Genomic DNA, 19,426 nt, shown 5'->3' on the forward strand with positions numbered 1-19,426 from the left:
AAAAACTCGCGCGAGCGCGGCCCGCCAACCTAAATTCATCCCGCTCTAGGAAACAGCAACGAGATGACCGTTGCCAAGATCCTTCAGGGCCAGTTTCGGCGGGTTCTCGCCGATTTTTCGAGTCGGGCTCGGGATCTCCTGATCGAGACGCGCGAAACGCGGCCGGCGCTTTGCCGGATCGGGCACCGGCACGGCCTCGATCAAGCGCTTCGTGTAGGGATGGCGCGGGTTCGAAAAGACCTGGTCGCGGGTGCCCATTTCGACGATCTGGCCGAGATACATGACGGCGACACGATCGGAAATGTTCTCGACCACCGCCATGTCGTGCGAGATGAACAGATAGGCGATGGCGAATTCGCGCTGCAGTTCCTTCAGCAGGTCGAGCACGCGGGCCTGCACCGACACGTCGAGCGCCGAAACGCTTTCGTCGGCGATGATGAGCTTGGGCCTCAGCGCCAGCGCGCGGGCGATGCAGATGCGCTGGCGCTGGCCACCCGAGAATTCGTGCGGATAAAGCTCCATCTGGTCGGCCGACAGGCCGACGCGTTCGAACAATGCCGCCACAAGCTGGCTGCGCTCTTCCTTCGAGGCGATGTCATGGATCAACAGCGGCTCGGCAACGAGGTCGCCGACGCGCATGCGCGGGTCGAGCGAGGCGTAGGGATCCTGGAAAATCATCTGCACGTCGCGGCGAACCGCCTTGCGCTGGTCACGGCCAAGGCCTGCCAGATTGCGCCCGCCGATCACGATGTCGCCGTGGTAGGGCACAAGCCCGGCCAGCGCCTTGGCGGTGGTCGACTTGCCGCAGCCGGATTCGCCGACCAGCGCCAGCGTCTCGTGCGGCGCGATCGAAAAGCTGACGCCTTCGACGGCGTGGACACGGCGGTTCACTTGGCCGAAGAAGCCACCGCGCAGGTCGAAATGGACATGCAGATCGTTGACCACCGCCACGCTTCCGGGCATTTCCGCTTCGACGGATTTTCGGCGGCCGACGCCGGTACCAATGCGCGGCACGGCCGCGAGCAGTTCACGCGTATAGTCGGCTTGCGGGCGGGAAAAGATATCGGCGGCTGTTCCCTGCTCGACCATGCGGCCGTGCCGCATGATGACGACGCGATCGGCCATTTCGGCGACCACGCCCATGTCGTGGGTGATGAGGATGACGCTGGTGCCGTGTTCGCGCTGCAGATCGCGCAGCAGTTCCAGCACCTCGCCTTGCACGGTGACGTCGAGCGCCGTCGTCGGCTCGTCGGCGATCAGCACATCCGGTTTCAGCGCCAGCGCCATGGCGATCATCACGCGCTGGCGCATACCGCCGGACAGTTCGTGCGGAAACTGTTTTAGCCGGCTTTCGGCTTCCGGGATGCGGACAGCCTTCAGCGCCTCGATGGCGCGCCGGCGCGCCTCGGCGCGGGACAGGCCGGTATGGGCCTCGATGGACTCGACCAACTGCCGGCCGATCGACAGCACCGGATTGAGCGATGTCATCGGCTCCTGGAAGATCATCGCGATGCGGTCGCCGCGAATGCGGCGCATCCGACGCTCATCGAGCCCAGCCAGATCGATGTCGCCCCGATCGATATCGCGAAGCCGGATCGTGCCGGATTCTATCCGGGCGGCCGGCTGCGGCAGCAACTGCATGATCGCCAGCGCCGTCATCGATTTGCCGGAGCCGGATTCACCGGCAATGCAAAGCGTCTCGCCGCGCGCAAGCGTCAGCGACAAATTGGAGACAACTTCCCGCTCGCCATCTTCGCCACGCACGCTGACGGTCAGGCCGGAGATTTCCAGCACCGGTCCGGCCGCGACCGAAACAGCCGGGGCAAAAGCCCCGGTCCGCTTGCTGGTTGCGCCTTTGCTCATTCGAAGACGCAGCGCGGGAAGTAGAACGACACCACCCAGTTCGGCATGTCGACGATCTCGCTGATCCGGAGATCGCCACAGACCGAAACCAGCATGTAGGCCTCGACCGGGTCCATTCCGTAGCGGCCGGCAAGCAGGTCGATCATCTGGGAGACCGCTTCCCTGGCGCCCGTCATCAGGTCCGGTCCGATGCCGGTCGTCACCTCATAGCCCTTGGCATCGAGATGGCGCGTCACCGGGCCAGGCGTGGTGAAGCGCGGTGTCTTCAGCCGCGCATCCTTAATCAGGTCGAGCTTGAGCACGACATCCATCGGGCTTTCGATCGCCGTGCCGCACACTTCGCCGTCGCCCTGCGCGGCATGCGTGTCGCCAACCGAAAACAGCGCACCGGCCACCTCCACCGGCAGATAGAGCGTGGTGCCGGCCGCGAGATCGCGGATGTCGAGATTGCCGCCGACGCGCCTTGGCGGCACCACCGAGTGAAGGCCCATTTCAGCCGGCGCGTTGCCGATGGTGCCGGCAAACGGTTTTAGCGGCACGCGGGCTTGCCTGCCGAACAGCGCCGGCTCGAGCGAGACGGCGTCGTATGTCCAGATGTTCAGCGCCGGTTCCGGGAAGTCGTCGGCGAGCAGGCCGAACCCCGGAATGTTCCCCGTCCAGCCGAAGCCGGACGGCTTGAACATCTCGATCGTCACCTTCAGCGCATCGCCCGACTCGGCACCTTCGACATAGATGGGCCCGGTGACGGGGTTCACCTTGGCGAAGTCGAGCAAAGCGACGTCGGCAACGGTGCTGTCGGCCTGAAGCTGGCCACCCGACGAATCGAGGCACTGGAACTCGATCGTTGAACCGGGCGCCACCCGCTCAGTCGGGACAAAGGAATTGTCCCAGCCGAAATGGTGATGGCGCCCATGGATGGTGTAGTCGCAGTTATTGCACATCGGTCACATACACATTGTCATAGTTGATCGGGATATGGACGGGATCGACATAGAGATTGTCGGCGCCGCCCATCCGGGCCGATTTCATGGTGAAACGCTGCTCGTTGAAGACCGGCGCCCAGGGTGCGTCTTCCATGATCTTGCCGTAGATCGCGCTCCACATCTTGGCACGTTCGCCTGATTTGGCCGGATCGACGATCGAGTCGGCCTCCGCCGCCTTGGCGTCGAGATCCTTGTTGCAGTACCACGACCAGTTCCAGCCGCCCGGAACCGCGCCGGCGCAGCCCAGGATCGGCCCGTAGAAGTTCGACGGATCGGGGAAATCGGCGATCCAGGCCATGCCGCCGGACCAGATCATCGGCGCGCCGGCCTTGTCGCCGCCGGCGGCGATGACATTGGCCTGCGCGAGCGACTGGATGCTGGCCTTGATGCCGATCGCCGCCAGATCCTGCTGGATCGCCTGGGCGATGCGCGGGTTGGGATCGGTGTTCATGGCGAACAGCTGCGTGTCGAAACCATCGGGATGACCGGCCTCGGCAAGCAATGCCTTGGCCTTGGCCACGTCATAGGGATAGCCCTTGAATTCCTTGTCGTAGCCGGGCATCGACGGCGGCAGCGGCTGGTTGGCCGGCACCGCACGGTTGTTGATCAGCTGGACGATACGGTCCTTGTTGATCGCCATGTTGACCGCTTGCCGTACCTTCACATTGTCGAAGGGCGCCATGGTGGTATTCATGGTGATGTAGCCGGTGTGCAGCTGGCCGCCCTCGACGACACGGGCCTTCTGCTCGGGATCGGCCATCACCTCCTGGAACTTGGCCGGCGGAATGCCGTCGCCGGGAATGTCGATCTCGCCCTTCTGCAGCCGCAGCAGCGCCACGATCGGCTCCTGCCCGATCTCGAAGCTGACCTTGTCGAGATGCGGCAGGCCCTTGTGCCAGTAATCCGGGTTGCGCTCGAAGACGACGCGCTGGCCGAGCGTCCATTCGGCGAGCTTGAACGCCCCGGTGCCGACCGGATGCTTGCCGAAGTCCGCGCCGTATTTCTCGACCTCCTCCTTCGGCACGACATGCGAGAAGTTGATGGCCATGACATGCAGGAAGGTGGCGTCGGGCCGGGTCAGTTCGAACTTGACCGTGTAGGGATCGACGACGGTGACGCCCGCCAGGCTTTCCGCCTTGCCTGCAGCGACATCCTCATGACCCTTGATCGAGCCGAAGAAGCCGGCGCCCGGGCTCTGCGTCTTCGGATTGGCGACGCGATCGAGCGAATATTTCACGTCGTCGGCGGTCATCTCGCGGCCATTGTGGAACTTCACCCCTTGGCGCAGCTTGAAGGTGAAGCTCTTGCCGTCGGGCGCTATCTCATAGCTTTCGGCGAGGTCGGGCCGCAGGTTGGTGGTGCCCGGCTCGTAGTCCATCAGCCCGTCGAACAGGCTCTTGATCATCGACCAGTTCTGCCAGTCATAGCCGATGGCCGGATCGAGCGTGGCGACGTCGTCCTTGTAGGTGATGGTGATCGCGCCGCCCGGCTTGGCGTTCGGATCGACGGCGTCCTCGGCGCGGGCGCTTGCCATGCCGAGCATCAGCGCGAGCGCCGATACCGCAAGGGTGGATGTCAAGAATTTCTTCATCTCATGTTCCCTTTCTCTGGTTGTTACCGGTCTTTTTGGTTTTCATCTGAGCTTGATGCGCGGATCGATGAACGGTGCGACGGTGTCGGCCAGGAGATTGCCGAGCACGATGGCGAAGGCCGAAACCAGGGTGACACCCATGATGATCGGAATGTCGACGCGCTGGATGGCCTGCCAGGCAAGCTGGCCGATGCCGGGCCAGCCGAACACGCTTTCGACCACCACGATCCCGCCCATGAAGATGCCGATGTCGATGCCGATCATGGCGATGACCGGCAGGATGGCGTTGGGCAGTGCGTGGCGGAAGATGATGGCGCCGCGCGCAAGGCCCTTGGCGCGGGCGGTCCGCATATAGTCCTGGCGCAGCACGTCGATCATCGACGAGCGCATCATGCGGGCGTACCAGCCGGCGCCGAGGATGCCCATGGTCAGCGAGGGCAACACCAGATGGCGCCAGGTGCCGTAGCCGCCGATCGGAAACCAGCCGAGCCGCACGGCGAATACATAAAGGAGCAGCAGGCCGACGACGAATTGCGGCGCCGAGACGCCGACGAAGGACGCGACCATCAGCGTCTGGTCGGTGGCGGTGCCGCGCCTGACGGCGGCAAGCAGACCCATCGTCAGGCCGATCACCAGCTCGCAAAGGATGGCGCCGACCATCAAAAGCAGGCTTGCCGGCAGCCGCGAGACGATGAGCTCAGTGACCTCGGAACGTTGGATGTAGGAGCGGCCGAGATCGCCGCTGAGCAGGCTGGTCAGATAGTGCCAGTACTGGATGAAGAAGGGCTGATCGAGGCCGAGCTGCCGGCGGATGTTCTCGACCGTCGCGGGCGTGGCGCTTCGGCCGGCGATCTGGCGGACGGGGTCGGCGGGCAGCAGGTAGAGCAGCGCAAAGGTGATCAGCGAGACGCCGAGCAGGATGAGCACGGACTGGATGACGCGGCGGCCGAGATAGGCGATCATGCCCGGCCCCTTTGCGTCGGATCGAGGATGTCGCGCAGCGCATCGCCGATGAGGTTGAAGGCCAGCGCCAGCGCCAGGATCGCCGCACCAGGAAAGAAGACCAGCCAGGGCGCTGCCTGGAAATAGGTCTGGTTCTCGAAAATGATGTTGCCCCAGGATGCGGTCGGCGGCTGCACGCCGATGCCGAGATAGCTGAGCGTTGCCTCGAGCAGCACCGTGGTCGAGATGCCGAGCGTGCCCCAGACGATGATCGTCGGCAGCAGATGCGGCAGGATATGGCGAAACAGGATGCGTGGTGCGCTTGCACCGATCGTACGCTCGGCGTCGATGAACTCGCGCTCGGCGAGCGAGCTGGTCTCAGTGTAGATGACCCGCGCGGTCTGCACCCAGTTCACCAGTGCGATCACCATGGCAACGATCCACAGGCTCGGCTGGAGCACCGCCGCCAGGCAGATGGCGAGCAGCAGCGCCGGAAACGCCATCATCAGATCGGTGAAGCGCATCAGCGCGCTGCCGATCCAGCCGCGGAAATAACCCGCGGTGACGCCGACCAGCGTGCCGATCAAAAGCGCCACGCCGTTGGCGACGATGCCGATGATCAGCGAGGTGCGCGCGCCGAAAAGGATGCGGGTCAGCAGATCGCGGCCGAGCAGATCCGTGCCCAGCCAGAAGCTGGCGTTCGGCGGCAAGGGCGCACCTTCAAGCGTCAGCCCGTCAAACATCTGCTCGTTCGGATCGTAGCCCGTCAGCCACGGCGCCAGGATGGCGCCAGCCACGACGATGGCAACGATCACCAGGCCGAGCAGCGCCAGAGGGCGTTTTATCAGCCGCCGCCAGACGCCGGCGCGTGGCTTGACCGGCATTCGCCCGGTTGCCGGAAGATCAGGCGCGATGGGACTGGTCATCGCCGCCTTCTTCGGTCATCGCCACGATCCGGCGCGCGGCCTCCTCGACGCTGATCTGCCAGCTCATCGCCAGCGACCGCAGCTGCGCATAGGCGCGGCCGTCCTCGGCGCCTTTTGACAAGGCCTCCACCGCGCGCACGATTGTCTGGCGCTCCGCGACGCGCAGGCGAAGCGACGATATCTCGCTTGCCAAAAGCTTGCGCGCCTCGAAACTCTGCCGGGCGATCAACAGGGCGCTGTAGACGCCGGCATTGCCGACCGGCTTCAGCAACTGGGCGTCGGCCTTGTGCGACAGCGCCCACTCGATGCGGCCCGGCGCTTCGGAGCCGATCAGCGCCACCAGCGGCATCGGCGCCTCACCCGGCGCCCATGGGAATTGTTCGTCGAAGCCGAGATCGGCATCGAAGAAGACGAAGTCCGCCGCCAGCGCCTCGGCCGGCAGTTCCGGCCAGCAGCCGACCGTCTCGAGGCCGATGGCCGACAATTGCCGCGTGATCGCCTGCACCGTCGGATGCGGACGATGCAGGACAAAGGCCCTGGCGCCGCCGAGATTCGGGATGCGCGGGACCTTGCTCACGACACCACCCTCAGGCGTGGGCGGCCGAACGTCTCGGTCCGGTCATAGCGGGACAGATAGGGATCGGGCGCGACACCCTTGGTCAGCGTGACGGTCTTGAATGCGGTGCCCTCGATGCGCCCGATCTGCACCGGCAAGGTGGCGTGCTGGGTTTGCGGATCGATGGAGATGTCGCCGAGCGGGGTTCGAAACGAGGTTCCGGCAAAGGCCTTGGGAAGATCCGGCCATTGTGCGCCGGGATTGCGGGCGAGGATTTCGGCAAGCGTCCGCACCGAGGCATAGGCCGCCGCCTCGAAGGACGAGGCAGGCATGATGGAGGGCGCCGAACCGCCCTGGCGATCCGCTGCCGAGATATCGTGAAAATACGGCCCGACGGAAAGATGGCCATTGCCTGCATCATTGAGCGCCGGCAACTCGCATTCGGTCAGATTGCAGGACAGGATCGGGCAGCGCTCCGGCCTGAAATGCGGGTCGCGTTCGGCGAGCTCGGCATAGGCCGCGATGAAGGCATAGGACGACGAGCCGATCAGGTTGTTCAGGATGAAATCCGGCCGGGTCGCCTGGATCTCGGCGATCAGCCTGGAGACATCGACCTCGCCGAGCGGCAGATAGCGCTCGCCCAAAACCTTGCCGCCGGCGTCGGCGATCAGGTCGCGGGCGACACGGTTGGTCTCCCAGCCCCAGATGTAGTTCGAGCCGAGCAGGAAACCGTTGGCGCCGAAGCGCGGCACGACATGGGCCAGCAGCGGGACGAGATGCTGGTTTGGGCAAGCGTGCATGTAGACGACATGCTCGTTCGCTTCGAACCCCTCATAGGGACAGGCATACCAGAGCGTGCCGCCGGCGCGCTCGAGGATCGGGATGACCTCCTTGCGGCTCCATGACGTGATGCAGCCAATGATGTGGCGCGCACCGCTGTTGGCGAGAATGTCGGCGCAGCCCGTCGCGTAGCCATCGATGTTGCCTTGCGGGTCGCGCTCCACCGGAACGAATTCGATCGGGATGGCCGGATCGGCGTTGATGTCGGCGATGGCCGTCATCGCACCCGAACGGCAGGATTCGGACAGCAGGCGGTAGTTGCCCGACCGCGAGTAAAGGATGCCGATTTCGATACGCCGTCCCAAGCAAATCCCCAAAAATAACAAATGCCCCGCAGCCGCCGCCGCGGAAGGCGAGGCATACGAGGCATTTTTGCCGCCCGGCGGTCGGAGCCGGTATTTTCCCCATTAGCGTATTCGGTACGGCGGGTCAGTCAAGCGGGAAAATGGCGGCGCGAGGCTAAAGCGCGTCGCGTTTGACCGGCCTCACGCGACGCGCTTTAAGTTGTTGTTTTTGCGCATGTCGTTATCGCGTCACGATCGCAGGGCTTCGAACCTAGGCCCTCTGCACAGAGGATTTAGGCTGAGCCTGAAAGCGGCGGTGGACGGTCGTCATGCCTGCAGCCGTCATCTCTGACGTTAGCCACCGGCCACCATGCCTTCGTCATCCCAGGGCGGAGCAAGGAGCGAAGCGACGCGGCGTAGACCCTGGGATCCATTCCGTGAAATCAGCCGAAGAATGCAGCGGACCAGAACGGCGCTTGCATCCGCGACGGTGCTCGTTACTTTTTCCACCATGACCGGCTATGCCTATATGACCGCCAGCCAGAAGCGCGGCACGATCTACATCGGCGTCACCAACGACCTCGGTCGCCGCATGCCGGAGCATAAATCCGGTCAAGGCTCGCGCTTCACCAGCCGCTACGGCGTGCAGCGTCTGGTCTGGTACGAGGAATATTTTGACATTCGTGATGCCATCCAGCGCGAGAAGTCGCTGAAGCGCTGGCCGCGCCAGTGGAAAATCGAGCTGATCGAGAGGACCAATCCAGAGTGGTTCGAGCTTTTTCGCGGAACCGGGTGTTAGCGTTCGGTTCTGGGCCGCTGCACGCTTTGGCTGGCGTAACGGAATGGATCCCAGGGTCTGCGCCGCGTCGCTTCGCTCCTTGCTCCGCCCTGGGATGACGGAGCGAGGCGTGTGGGGCGAAGCTCCGTCGCGGCGGCCCTGGGATCGACGAAGTAGGCTTCGGTCAATCGCGAATGTCCGTGGCCAGCGCAAACCTGAAGCGATTGGCCCTGTCGTTTGACCAAGGTACGCCGCTCGGAGCGCCTCGCTACGTCCCCGCCTACTTGCCGTAGACGTCGAAGGCAAAATACTTGTCGTTGATTTCCTTGTATTTGCCGTTGGCGCGCAGCGCGTCGATCGCCGTGTCGAGCTTGTCGGCCAGTTCCTTGTTGCCCTTCTGCAGCGCGATGCCGACGCCTGGACCATGAATGGCCGGGTCGGGGGCCAGGGTGCCGAGCAGTTTGCAGCAGGCGCCTTCGGGCTTCTTCAGCCATTCGGTCAGCAGGATCGAGCCGTCCATCACCGCGTCGAGGCGACCGTTGACCATGTCGGTGCGGGCATCGTCGCCGGTCGGATAGGGCTTGATGGTCGAGCCTGCGTATTTCTGCTCGGCGAAATTCTGGTGGATCGTCGCGCTCTGCACGCCAAGCGCCTTGCCTTTCAGGTCCTCGGGCGAGGTGCCCGTTACAGTCGAATCCTTCAGCACCGCGATAGCCGGCGGCGTCTGGTAGTATTTGTGGGTGAAGTCGACCTTCTCGGCCCGCTCCGGCGTGATGGTGATGTTGATGATGGCATCGAACTTGCCGGCCTGCAGTGCCGGGATCGAGCCGTCGAAATCCTGTACGACGAACTCGCATTCGGTCTTCATCTCGGTGCACAGCGCTCTGCCGAGGTCGATGTCGAAACCGCCCAGCGTGCCGTCGGCATTGGCATAATTGAAAGGCGGATAGGCGCCCTCGGTGCCGAGCCTGAGTTTCTTGTCCTGGGCAGAGGCGGCGCCGGTGGCGACAGTTATGGCGATGGACGCAGCAAGCACGAAACGACCGAAAGGACGCATGATCCAGATCTCCATTGACGGGAGAAGTCTACGGAGTTTTGTGTGCGCGGCGGAGACGGAAACGACATGCCCCGCGGCGATCACGGCGTGGCCGAGCATAGCCGTTAGTTTCCGGGGAGCTTCAGATTGTTCTCGATGGTCTCGCTCGCCCAAGCGAGCCTTTCGCGATCGTCTGGGCGCAACGGAGCCTCAACCGCGACGGTGAACAAATGCAGGGCGAGGCTTTCGGACAAAAGCCATGCGGTGACCTGTTCGCTGACGATCATGCGCCCCTTGTCGAGTTTCTTGAGGTTTCCGGTGATCAGGTCCGCACAGTGCAGCATGGCCTCGGGATAAGCGCTTTCACGCCAGGCGGCCAGTGCAGCTGCCACATCCATTCCGGCAAGCACCATGCCCTCCAGCCAGGGAACTGCATTCCCTTTATCGGGGTGCTTGGTCAATGTTTTTCGCCAGGCAGCCTGAAACAGGGCTTCGACGGCCTGCTGTTCTTCCGATGGCCAATCGCGCCAAGAGGTCCTTTCAAGTTTTGCGGCAATCACGTTCGGCTCAAACCCCATACAAGGTTCGCCTTGGATAGCAAGTTCAAGCACCCTCGGCAGAAAGTGCCGGTAGTCATCGACGTCGCCGACTGTCCATATGGCCGATCCGGCATAGGTGCCGAGTTTTTCTCCGCTGAGTTGCCGTAGCTTATCACTGGATACGGCCCGAAAGATTGCCTCCGCATCTTCGATCGGCGAGCTATGGAGGAGACGGGGCAGCGGATAAGACGCGAAGACGTCATAGACGCGCTCGACCGCGCCGGCCAGATCAGATTCAGGCTCAGCCCCCAAGGGATTTGGACTGGTCATCCAACACAACCCCGAACATTTCCTTGGCTTGTTCAGTCGTATAATATCCAAGCCTGACATCCTCAGCGACCAATTCCGGGTCGCGCTGCAACGGATCGCCATAGCCGCCGCCGCCCGGCGTGCCGACGCGCACGCGGTCGCCGGCCTTCAGCGCTATGTCCTGCTCCTTCGAGAGGTGCGGCGGCACATGTTCCTTGCCGTCGCGGAACACGGTCACCGTGTTGACCGCGCCGTCCTTGCCGCCGAGCGCGCCTTGCGGGCCGAAGCGGCCGTGGTCCATGACGAAGGAGGCGCGGGCGTCGCCGCGCAGGATCTCGACCTCATAGGCGAGGCCGAAACCGCCGCGATGCTTGCCGGCGCCGCCCGAGCCTTCGCGCAGGGCATAATGGCGGTAGAGCACCGGAAAAGCCTGCTCCATGATTTCGACCGGCGGCGATTTTGAAATGCCGATGGTCGAGCAGCCATTGGTCAGGCCATCATGGCCGGCATTGCCGCCATAGCCGCCGCCGGAGATCTGGTACATGACGTAATCGCGGCCGCGGGCCGGATCGTTGCCGCCGAGCGCGAAATTGCCGCTGGAGCCGGCCGGGGCCGCCGTCACCTTGTCCGGCAGCGCCTGCACCATCGCCGCGAACACCGCCTCGGCGATGCGCTGCGAAACCTCGGCCGCACAGCCCGATACCGGGCGCGGATATTTTGCGTCGAGGAAGGTGCCTTCCGGCCGCTTGACGATCAGCGGCTCGAAGGCGCCGGCGCTGATCGGCACGTCGGGGAAAATATGGCGCATGGCGAGATAGACCGAGGACAAGGTCGTCGCCAGCACGCTGTTCATCGGCCCGGCGCAAGGCTTTGATGAGCCTGAGAAATCGAAGCTCAGCGTGTCGCCGTGTTTCTCCACGGCAAGCGCGATGGTCAGCGGCTCGTTCACCACCCCGTCGGAATCGACGAAGGCTTTCGAGCGATAAATGCCATTGGGAATGGCTGATATGTTGGCGCGCATCTGTTCGGCGGCGCGGCGGCGCAGTTCGGCGATCGCCTCGACCACTGTTTCGCTGCCGTAACGATCTAGGATTTCATTTAGTCGATCCTGACCGATCAGCAGTGCCGCCGCCTGCGCACGGATGTCGCCGATGCGCTGGTCGGCAACCCTGATGTTAGAGCAGATGATGGCGTAGATCTCGCGATCGAGCACGCCCTTCTTGAACAGTTTGACCGGCGGCAGCCGCAGACCTTCCTGCTCGACCGCCGTTGCCGAGGCGGAAAAGCCGCCCGGCACCGAACCGCCAATGTCGGGCCAGTGGCCGGTGTTCGACAGCCAGCAGAAAATCGTTCCGTCCCGGTAAACCGGCATGGCGAAGCGCACGTCCATCAGGTGGGTGCCACCGAGATAGGGGTCGTTGACGATGTAGATGTCGCCGGGCTCGGGCTGCAGGCAGCTTCCGTCGGCGATCATTTCGATCACGGTTTTGGTCGAATACTGCATCACGCCGACGAACACCGGCAGGCCTTGGCTGCCCTGCGCGATCAGCGACCCATCGACGGCCGAATAGATGCCGTCGGAGCGGTCGTTGGCCTCGGCGATAACGGGCGAAAAAGCGGCGCGCGAAAAGGTCAGGTCCATCTCGTCGCAGACCTGCTGCAGCGCCGCCTGGATGACCGAAAGCGTAATGGTGTCGAGTTTTGCCATCTCAGGCCTCACCGATGTCGATGATGATGTTGCCGTCGGCGTCCGAGCGCGCCCGGTCGCCGGGCTCGAGCACGGTGGTCGCGTCCATCTGTTCGAGGATCGCTGGCCCCTCGATGACCGCGTCGAGCGGCAGCTTCTCCCTGCTGTAGACAGGCGTGTCGTGCCAGCGCCCGCCATACCAGACCGGCCGGATTTCGCGCCGCGCTTCGGCCAACGTTTCGGCGCGCTCTGCCGGGTCGATCAATCGCGACAGATCGATCGCCGGCCGCACGCCGGTCACCGAGGTGTTGAGGTTGACCAGATTAGCGCGGATTTCCGGCAGCTCGACCTTGAAGCGGGCGAAATAGGCCTTTTCAAACAGTTGCTGCAATGTCTCACGTGTCACCGCGGACGAAGGCAGCGGCACGTTGATGATGTGGGTCTGGCCGACGAACTGCATGTCGGCGGAATGCGTGACGCGGATCGTCTCCGGCTTTACCGCTTCCTTGCCGATCAGCTCTTCGCCTTCGTTTCGGTGCCGTTCCAATATAGTGTGAAGCTGGGTTTCATCAAGACCGGCCACCGGCTGGTTGACCGTGTTGACGAAATCGTGCCTGAGATCGGCGACGACGCAGCCGAGCGCATTGGTGATGCCCGGCCGCGCCGGCACCAGCACTTTGGGCAGACCGAGCTCGCGCGCCAGCGCCGTCGCATGCAGGGGCCCGGCGCCGCCGAAGGCGAACAGCGCGAAATCGCGAGGGTCGTGGCCGCGCGACACCGAGACCATGCGGATGGCGCCGGCCATCTTGATGTTGCCGAGCCGCAGCACGGCGCCCGCCGCCTCGACGCCGGACAGGCCGGTGGGTCGGCCGATCCTGTCCTCGAATATGCCGGTGACGTGTTCGACGGTGACCGGATTTTCGACGGCGAGCAGCTTTTTCGGCGCCAGCCGGCCGAGCACCAGATTGGCGTCGGTGATGGTCGGCTCGCTGCCGCCGCGCCCGTAGCAGATCGGGCCGGGATTGGCGCCGGCGCTTTCCGGGCCGATCTGGATCAGGCCGGCCGCATCGACGCGGGCGATCGAGCCGCCGCCGGCGCCGACCGTATGCACCGCCACCATCGGCACATGGATCGGCATCGCATATTCGATCTCGATCTCGTTCGACACCGCCGGTTCGGCATTGCGGATCAGCGCCACGTCGGTCGAGGTGCCGCCCATGTCGTAGGTGACCAGGTTTTTGAAGCCGGCGCGTTTTCCCGTATAGGCGGCGGCGATGACACCGGAGGCCGGGCCGGACATGACGGTCTTGGCTGACTCGCGTGTGACAAAGCGGGCCGAGATCATGCCGCCATTGCCGTTCATGATCAGGAAGTCGCGGGCGTAGCCTTTTGATCCCAATTCCTTGCGCAGCCGTTCGACATAGCGTTCGAGGATCGGCTGCACCGAGGCGTTGACCGAAGCGGTGACACCGCGCTCGAATTCGCGCGCTTCCGACAGCAGCGCATGGCCTGTCGTGATGTAGCTATTCGGCCAAAGCTCGGCGGCGACCTCGGCGGCGCGCCGCTCATGCGCCGGGTTGGCGTAGGAATGCAGGAAATGGATGACGAGGGATTCGCAGCCGGCCTCGATCAACTGGGAAATCGCCGCGCGCATCTCGGCTTCGTCGAGCGGGATGCGCACTGCGCCCGAGGCTTCAACGCGCTCCGACACTTCAAGCCGCAGATTGCGCGGAATGATCGGGACGAAGCTGCCTGTCATGCCATAGGGCTGCGGCCGCGTTCGCCGGCCAAGCTCGATGACGTCACGAAAACCACGCGTGGTGATCATGCCGGTCTTGGCCAGGCGGCGTTCGAGCACCGCGTTGGTGGTGGTGGTCGTGCCGTGCACGATGAGGTCGATGCCGCGGATGGGGAAACCGGTGGCGCCGAGCGCCGAAACGACGCCGAAGGCCTGGTTGTCGGTAGTGGTCGGGGTCTTGGCGATATGCACCTTGCCGCCGCCCCGGCCGTCGATCAGAAGCAGGTCGGTAAAGGTTCCGCCGACATCGATGCCGGCGACGACGCTGCCGAGGGAATCCAGCGTCTGCGCCGAAAAATTCTCTTTCATTGTCGAAACCCGAAATATCAGGACTACCGATATGTGTCAGTTTGGAAAGGTGTTTCACGCTGGCGTCTTGACGCAAATATCATTTGTATACTAATAAATTCGCGACACAAGAGCTTACCGTGCAAACGGGCACGCCGGGACCTGATCGGTTCGGACGCGCAGGAGAAGGTTTGGCGTCAGCGTCCTCGGGTTGGCCAGAAGGTTAGGTTTGATGAACACCATATCAACGCTCAACACCGCCGGCGCCCGGCCACTGCAGTTTCCTATACCGGCCAATGTCTATGCCGAAACCGTCGTCTCGGTGAAGCACTACACCGACCGACTGTTTTCGTTCCGCATCACCCGGCCGCAGTCGCTGCGTTTCCGCTCCGGCGAGTTCGTCATGATCGGCCTGCCCAACGCCGAGAAGCCGGTGTTCCGCGCCTATTCGATCGCCAGCCCTGCCTGGGACGACGAGCTGGAATTTTTTTCGATCAAGGTGCCGGACGGCCCGCTGACCTCGCAGCTGCAAAAAATCGCGGCCGGCGACACCGTCATCATGCGGCAAAAATCGACCGGCACGCTGGTGGTCGACGCGCTGACCCCGGCCAAGCGCCTGTTCATGATCTCGACCGGCACCGGCATCGCGCCCTTCGCCAGCCTGCTGCGCGATCCCGACACCTATGAAAAATTCGAGCAGGTGATCCTGACCCACACCTGCCGCGACAATGCCGAACTCACCTACGGCCAGGAGCTGGTTGCAGAGCTGGAGAACGATCCGCTGATCGGCGAGCTGACCGGCGGCCGCGTCACGCTCTACAATTCGACGACGCGTGAAAGCTCCGAGCGCATGGGCCGCATCACCGCGCTGATCGGCTCGGGAAAGTTCTATGCCGATCTCGGCATCGACAAGCTCGATCCGGAGACCGACCGCATCATGATCTGCGGCTCGATGCATATGCTGAGGGATGTCAAGGAGCTGGCCGAAAGCCTCGGCTTCGAGGAAGGCTCGCTGCATCATCCGGCAAGCTTCGTCGTCGAGCGCGCCTTTGTCGGCTGAGACGGCGCGGCGCTTCGGCGCCCGCCTCAAGCGGGTTTGACCATACGGTCAAAAATCTGCTGCTTTCGCGGCCTTTTTCAACTATGACCGCTTGAAGGACTCGTGAAGCGCTGCTTCGCGGGCTATTCTCGGTGGACGTCGCTGAACAAAGGGGCAGGAGATGAGCAGCACAATCCGCGAGGCCGGTCTCGGTGCCGACAGGTTGGGCGCGCCCAAGGTCACGCCGCTGCCGGCGCGCACTGCCGCCAACGCGCCGGTGTCGCAAGCGCACGGCATTGCCCGCAACCCCGGCATGAAGCTCGATCTCGGCTTCATGGAATCGATGCGCAGCGTCAACCGCTCGGCGCTGGAACGGCGTGTCGCCAGTCTGACCAAACGACGCTCGATCAAGGCCGACAACCAGGCCGCCTGGCTGCTGCGCGCCGTCGCCTGCATGGACCTGACCACGCTGAACTCGAACGACACCGAGGAGCGCGTGCGCCGGCTCTGCGCCAAGGCGGTCAATCCGTTCCGCCGCGACATCGTCGAAGGCCTCGGCATTACAGGTGAAAAGATCCGCCCGGCGGCGGTCTGCGTCTATCATCCCTTCGTCGCCACCGCCGTCGATGCGCTGCGCGGCAGCGGTATCCATGTCGCCGCCGTATCTACCGCTTTCCCGCACGGCCTCACCCCGCTGTCGACGCGTCTTCAGGAGATCGAAGCTTCGGTGAGCGATGGCGCCGACGAGATCGACGTCGTCATTCCGCGCGGCCTGGTCTTCGGAGCGAAATGGCAGGAACTCTATAACGAGATCGTCTCGATGCGCGCCGCCTGCGGCGAGGCGCATCTCAAGGTCATTCTCGGCACCGGCGACCTCGCCACGCTGCGCAACGTCATGCTCGCCTCGATGGTGGCGATGATGGCGGGCGCCGATTTCATCAAAACCTCGACCGGCAAGGAAAGCGTCAACGCGACATTGCCCGTCGGCCTTGCCATGGTGCGCGCCATCCGCGCCTATTTCGAGGAGACCGGCTATCTCATCGGCTTCAAGCCGGCCGGCGGCATCTCCACGGCAAAGGCGTCGCTCGATTGGCTGGTGCTGATGAAGGAAGAACTGGGACGGCGATGGCTGGAGCCGGACCTGTTCCGCTTCGGCGCGTCGAGCCTTTTGACCGACATCGAGCGCCAGCTCGAACACCATCTGACCGGTCACTATTCGGCCAATCATCGCCACGCGATGGCGTAGGGCGGACGTAGCTTTGAACGTAGAGTTCCGTCGCGCCCAGCTCTGTCCTCCCCACTCGTGGGGAGATTGGCTGTCATCGGCGATTTCGCCAACTGCTGACGTTGCAGAATGGCCGCAGCCGAACATGAAGTCCGATCTCCCCCCTTGTGGGGGAGATGTCCGGCAGGACAGAGGGGGGCGCGAAGGATCGCCTGCCTCGCTGAAGAGGAGCGCTCCGTGAACATTCTCGAACGCTATCACGCCATGGACTACGGCCCGGCGCCAGAAGCCCGCAACGAGGCCGACGCGTGGCTTGCTGCGCGCGATTTCTCCAAAGCGCTGTTCATAGGCGGCGACTGGAAAGCAGCCAGCGGCGGCAAGACCTTCGACACCAGCGATCCCGCCTCCGGCAAACTGCTGGCCAAGGTCTCGGATGCCGGTGCTGCCGATATCGATGCGGCGGTTTCGGCCGCCACAAAAGCGCTGCCTAGATGGAGTGCCAGTTCCGGCTACAGCCGAGCCAAAGCGCTCTACGCCATCGGTCGCGCCATGCAGCGCCACCAGCGGCTGTTCGCGGTGCTGGAATCGATCGACAACGGCAAACCGATCCGCGAAAGCCGCGACATCGACGTGCCGCTGGCCATCCGCCATTTCATCCACCATGCCGGCTGGGCGCAGGCTCTGGACAAGGATTTTCCGGATCAGAAGGGCGTCGGCGTCGTCGGCCAGATCATCCCGTGGAATTTCCCGCTCTTGATGCTGGCCTGGAAGATCGCGCCGGCGCTGGCCGCCGGCTGCACCGTGGTGCTCAAGCCGGCCGAGTTCACGCCGCTCACCGCCATCCTGTTCGCCGAGATCTGCGAACGATCAGGCGTGCCGAAGGGCGTCGTCAACATCGTCCACGGCGGGCCGGAGGCGGGTGCGGCAATCGTCAATCATCCCGGCATCCAGAAGATCGCCTTCACCGGCTCGTCCGAGGTCGGCAAGATCATCCGCAAAGCCTCTGCCGGATCGGGCAAGAAATTGTCGCTGGAACTTGGCGGCAAGTCGGCCTTCGTCGTCTTCGAGGACGCCGATCTCGACAGCGCCGTCGAGGGACTGGTCGACGGCATCTGGTTCAACCAGGGCCAGGTCTGCTGTGCCGGCTCGCGCCTTTTGGTGCAGGAAGGCGTCGCCGAAGCCTTCATCGCCAAGGTCAAGACGCGGATGAGCCGGCTGCGCGTCGGCAGCCCGCTCGACAAGAACACGGATATCGGGCCGCTGGTCGACTTGACCCAGCTCGACCGCGTCAAGGGGCTGGTCGCCGCAGGGGCCAAGCAGGGCGCCGTCTGCTGGCAGCCGGATGTGGCGCTGCCGGCTTCCGGCTATTACCATCTGCCGACGTTGGCGACAGGCGTTTCGCCGGCTAACATCCTGGCGCAGGAGGAGGTGTTCGGGCCGGTGCTGGCGACCATGACCTTCCGCAACACAGAGGAAGCGATCGAGCTCGCCAACAACACGCGCTACGGCCTGGCCGCCTCGGTGTGGAGCGAGAATGTCAACCTTGCGCTGCACGTCGCGCCGCAATTGAAGGCCGGCGTCATCTGGGTCAACGGCACCAACATGTTCGACGCCGCCTGCGGCTTCGGCGGCTACCGCGAGAGCGGTTTTGGCCGCGAAGGCGGGCGCGAGGGCATGTTCGAATATCTCTCGGCAAAACTGCCGCTCGGCCCGGCCATCAAGCCGGCAATGGCTACGACACAGCCTGTCGAGCAGGCGGAAGGCGACACTATCGATCGCACGGCAAAGCTGTTCATCGGCGGCAAGCAGGTCAGGCCGGACGGCAATTATTCGCTTGCCGTCGCCAGCGCCAAGGGCAAGCTTGCCGGCGAGGTCGGTCTCGGCAGCCGCAAGGATGTCCGTGATGCCGTCGCGGCTGCACGTGGCTGCAAGGGCTGGCCGGAGGCGACCGCCTACAACCGCAGCCAGGTGCTTTACTATCTGGCCGAAAACCTGTCCGGCCGTGCCGACGAGTTTGCGGCGCGTCTCACCGAGCTGACCGGCGCCACCGCGAAGGCGGCGCGCGAAGAAGTCGAGCTGTCGATCGAGCGGCTGTTCCTCTATGCCGGCTTGGCCGACAAGTTCGAGGGCCGCGTCCACCAGCCGCCGGCCCGCGCCGTCACGTTGGCACTGCATGAGCCGGTCGGCGTCGTCGGCATGGTGGCACCCGACAATGCGCCCCTGCTCGGCCTGATCTCGCTGGCGGCGCCGGCGCTCGCCATGGGCAACACCGTCGTCGCGGTGCCATCGGAAAAGTATCCGCTGCTTGCCACCGATCTCTATCAGATCATCGAATATTCCGACGTTCCGGCCGGCGCCATCAACATCGTCACCGGCCGCACCGCCGAGCTCACCGGCGTGCTGGCCAGGCACGACGATGTCGACGGACTCTGGGTGTTCGCCGATGCCGAGACCTGCGCCAAGGCCGAAGCCGAGTCCATCGGCAATCTCAAGCGCGTCTGGACCGGCAACGGCCGCAGCCTCGACTGGGCGTCGACCGAGGCCGCCGGCGATGCCTTCCTGCGCCGTGCCGTCGAGGTTAAAAACGTCTGGGTGCCTTACGGCGACTGAACGGTCGCCATTCGCGCGGCGTCGGACGAGAAGCGTTCGGGCTTGACGGCAGAAAAGATGTTCTTTACCGAGAAAAAACATTTGCCCCTAAGCGAACAGCAATACAGGCGGCATGATAGTGCCTATCTGGCA

At 64.0% G+C, this 19,426-nt stretch carries 15 protein-coding genes; 4 read left to right on the forward strand and 11 right to left on the reverse strand.

Annotated elements, in window-relative coordinates; all coding sequences use genetic code 11:
* Positions 1-45 precede the first annotated feature (45 nt).
* The 7 genes from A9K68_RS03070 to A9K68_RS03100 form a co-directional block, all read right to left on the reverse strand.
* Positions 46-1,863, reverse strand: a complete 1,818-nt coding sequence (locus A9K68_RS03070; protein ID WP_082982541.1) for an ABC transporter ATP-binding protein — start codon at positions 1,861-1,863, stop codon at positions 46-48.
* Positions 1,860-2,804 (reverse strand): acetamidase/formamidase family protein, encoded by a 945-nt coding sequence (locus A9K68_RS03075; RefSeq protein ID WP_065009968.1) that lies wholly within the window; start codon positions 2,802-2,804, stop codon positions 1,860-1,862. Before A9K68_RS03075 ends, A9K68_RS03070 begins: the two co-directional genes overlap by 4 nt.
* Positions 2,794-4,389, reverse strand: coding sequence for an ABC transporter substrate-binding protein (locus A9K68_RS03080; protein ID WP_246811391.1), 1,596 nt, complete (start codon positions 4,387-4,389; stop codon positions 2,794-2,796). Before A9K68_RS03080 ends, A9K68_RS03075 begins: the two co-directional genes overlap by 11 nt.
* Before the next feature lie 90 nt (positions 4,390-4,479).
* Positions 4,480-5,400, reverse strand: a complete 921-nt coding sequence (locus A9K68_RS03085; RefSeq protein WP_065009966.1) for an ABC transporter permease — start codon at positions 5,398-5,400, stop codon at positions 4,480-4,482.
* Positions 5,397-6,263 (reverse strand): ABC transporter permease, encoded by an 867-nt coding sequence (locus A9K68_RS03090; RefSeq protein ID WP_203546917.1) that lies wholly within the window; start codon positions 6,261-6,263, stop codon positions 5,397-5,399. The genes A9K68_RS03085 and A9K68_RS03090 overlap by 4 nt, the downstream gene beginning before the upstream one ends.
* A gap of 19 nt (positions 6,264-6,282) precedes the next feature.
* Positions 6,283-6,882 carry a transcriptional antiterminator gene (locus A9K68_RS03095; RefSeq protein ID WP_065009964.1) on the reverse strand — a complete coding sequence of 200 codons (600 nt, stop codon included), beginning with the start codon at positions 6,880-6,882 and terminating at the stop codon, positions 6,283-6,285.
* Positions 6,879-8,006 carry a transporter substrate-binding protein gene (locus A9K68_RS03100; RefSeq protein ID WP_065009963.1) on the reverse strand — a complete coding sequence of 376 codons (1,128 nt, stop codon included), beginning with the start codon at positions 8,004-8,006 and terminating at the stop codon, positions 6,879-6,881. Before A9K68_RS03100 ends, A9K68_RS03095 begins: the two co-directional genes overlap by 4 nt.
* Before the next feature lie 490 nt (positions 8,007-8,496).
* On the opposite strand from A9K68_RS03100, the gene A9K68_RS03105 reads away from it, so the two are divergent.
* Positions 8,497-8,784: a GIY-YIG nuclease family protein gene (locus A9K68_RS03105; RefSeq protein WP_065009988.1), complete on the forward strand. Its 288-nt coding sequence runs from the start codon at positions 8,497-8,499 to the stop codon at positions 8,782-8,784.
* 259 nt (positions 8,785-9,043) lie between these two features.
* Here A9K68_RS03105 and A9K68_RS03110 read toward each other — a convergent pair whose 3' ends face one another.
* The 4 genes from A9K68_RS03110 to A9K68_RS03125 all read right to left on the reverse strand — a co-directional run bounded on the left by A9K68_RS03110 (position 9,044) and on the right by A9K68_RS03125 (position 14,441).
* Positions 9,044-9,820, reverse strand: coding sequence for an ABC transporter substrate-binding protein (locus A9K68_RS03110; protein WP_065009987.1), 777 nt, complete (start codon positions 9,818-9,820; stop codon positions 9,044-9,046).
* 104 nt (positions 9,821-9,924) lie between these two features.
* A complete protein-coding gene (locus tag A9K68_RS03115) occupies positions 9,925-10,668 on the reverse strand; it encodes a hypothetical protein (protein ID WP_156768433.1) in 744 nt (247 codons plus the stop codon).
* Positions 10,640-12,355: a hydantoinase B/oxoprolinase family protein gene (locus tag A9K68_RS03120; RefSeq protein ID WP_065009961.1), complete on the reverse strand. Its 1,716-nt coding sequence runs from the start codon at positions 12,353-12,355 to the stop codon at positions 10,640-10,642. Before A9K68_RS03120 ends, A9K68_RS03115 begins: the two co-directional genes overlap by 29 nt.
* Before the next feature lies 1 nt (position 12,356).
* On the reverse strand, positions 12,357-14,441 hold the full coding sequence (locus A9K68_RS03125; protein ID WP_065009960.1) for a hydantoinase/oxoprolinase family protein: 2,085 nt from the start codon (positions 14,439-14,441) through the stop codon (positions 12,357-12,359).
* A 211-nt stretch (positions 14,442-14,652) separates the two neighbouring features.
* Between A9K68_RS03125 and A9K68_RS03130 the strand changes: the two genes are divergently transcribed.
* The 3 genes from A9K68_RS03130 to A9K68_RS03140 all read left to right on the forward strand — a co-directional run bounded on the left by A9K68_RS03130 (position 14,653) and on the right by A9K68_RS03140 (position 19,294).
* Positions 14,653-15,480, forward strand: coding sequence for a ferredoxin--NADP reductase (locus A9K68_RS03130; protein ID WP_065009959.1), 828 nt, complete (start codon positions 14,653-14,655; stop codon positions 15,478-15,480).
* 160 nt (positions 15,481-15,640) lie between these two features.
* Positions 15,641-16,705 carry a deoxyribose-phosphate aldolase gene (gene deoC, locus A9K68_RS03135; RefSeq protein ID WP_065009958.1) on the forward strand — a complete coding sequence of 355 codons (1,065 nt, stop codon included), beginning with the start codon at positions 15,641-15,643 and terminating at the stop codon, positions 16,703-16,705.
* A gap of 216 nt (positions 16,706-16,921) precedes the next feature.
* Positions 16,922-19,294 carry an aldehyde dehydrogenase family protein gene (locus A9K68_RS03140; RefSeq protein ID WP_065009957.1) on the forward strand — a complete coding sequence of 791 codons (2,373 nt, stop codon included), beginning with the start codon at positions 16,922-16,924 and terminating at the stop codon, positions 19,292-19,294.
* Positions 19,295-19,426 lie beyond the last annotated feature (132 nt).

Origin of the sequence: Mesorhizobium sp. AA22, from assembly GCF_001672375.2 — a bacterium.
GTDB lineage: Bacteria > Pseudomonadota > Alphaproteobacteria > Rhizobiales > Rhizobiaceae > Mesorhizobium > Mesorhizobium wenxiniae.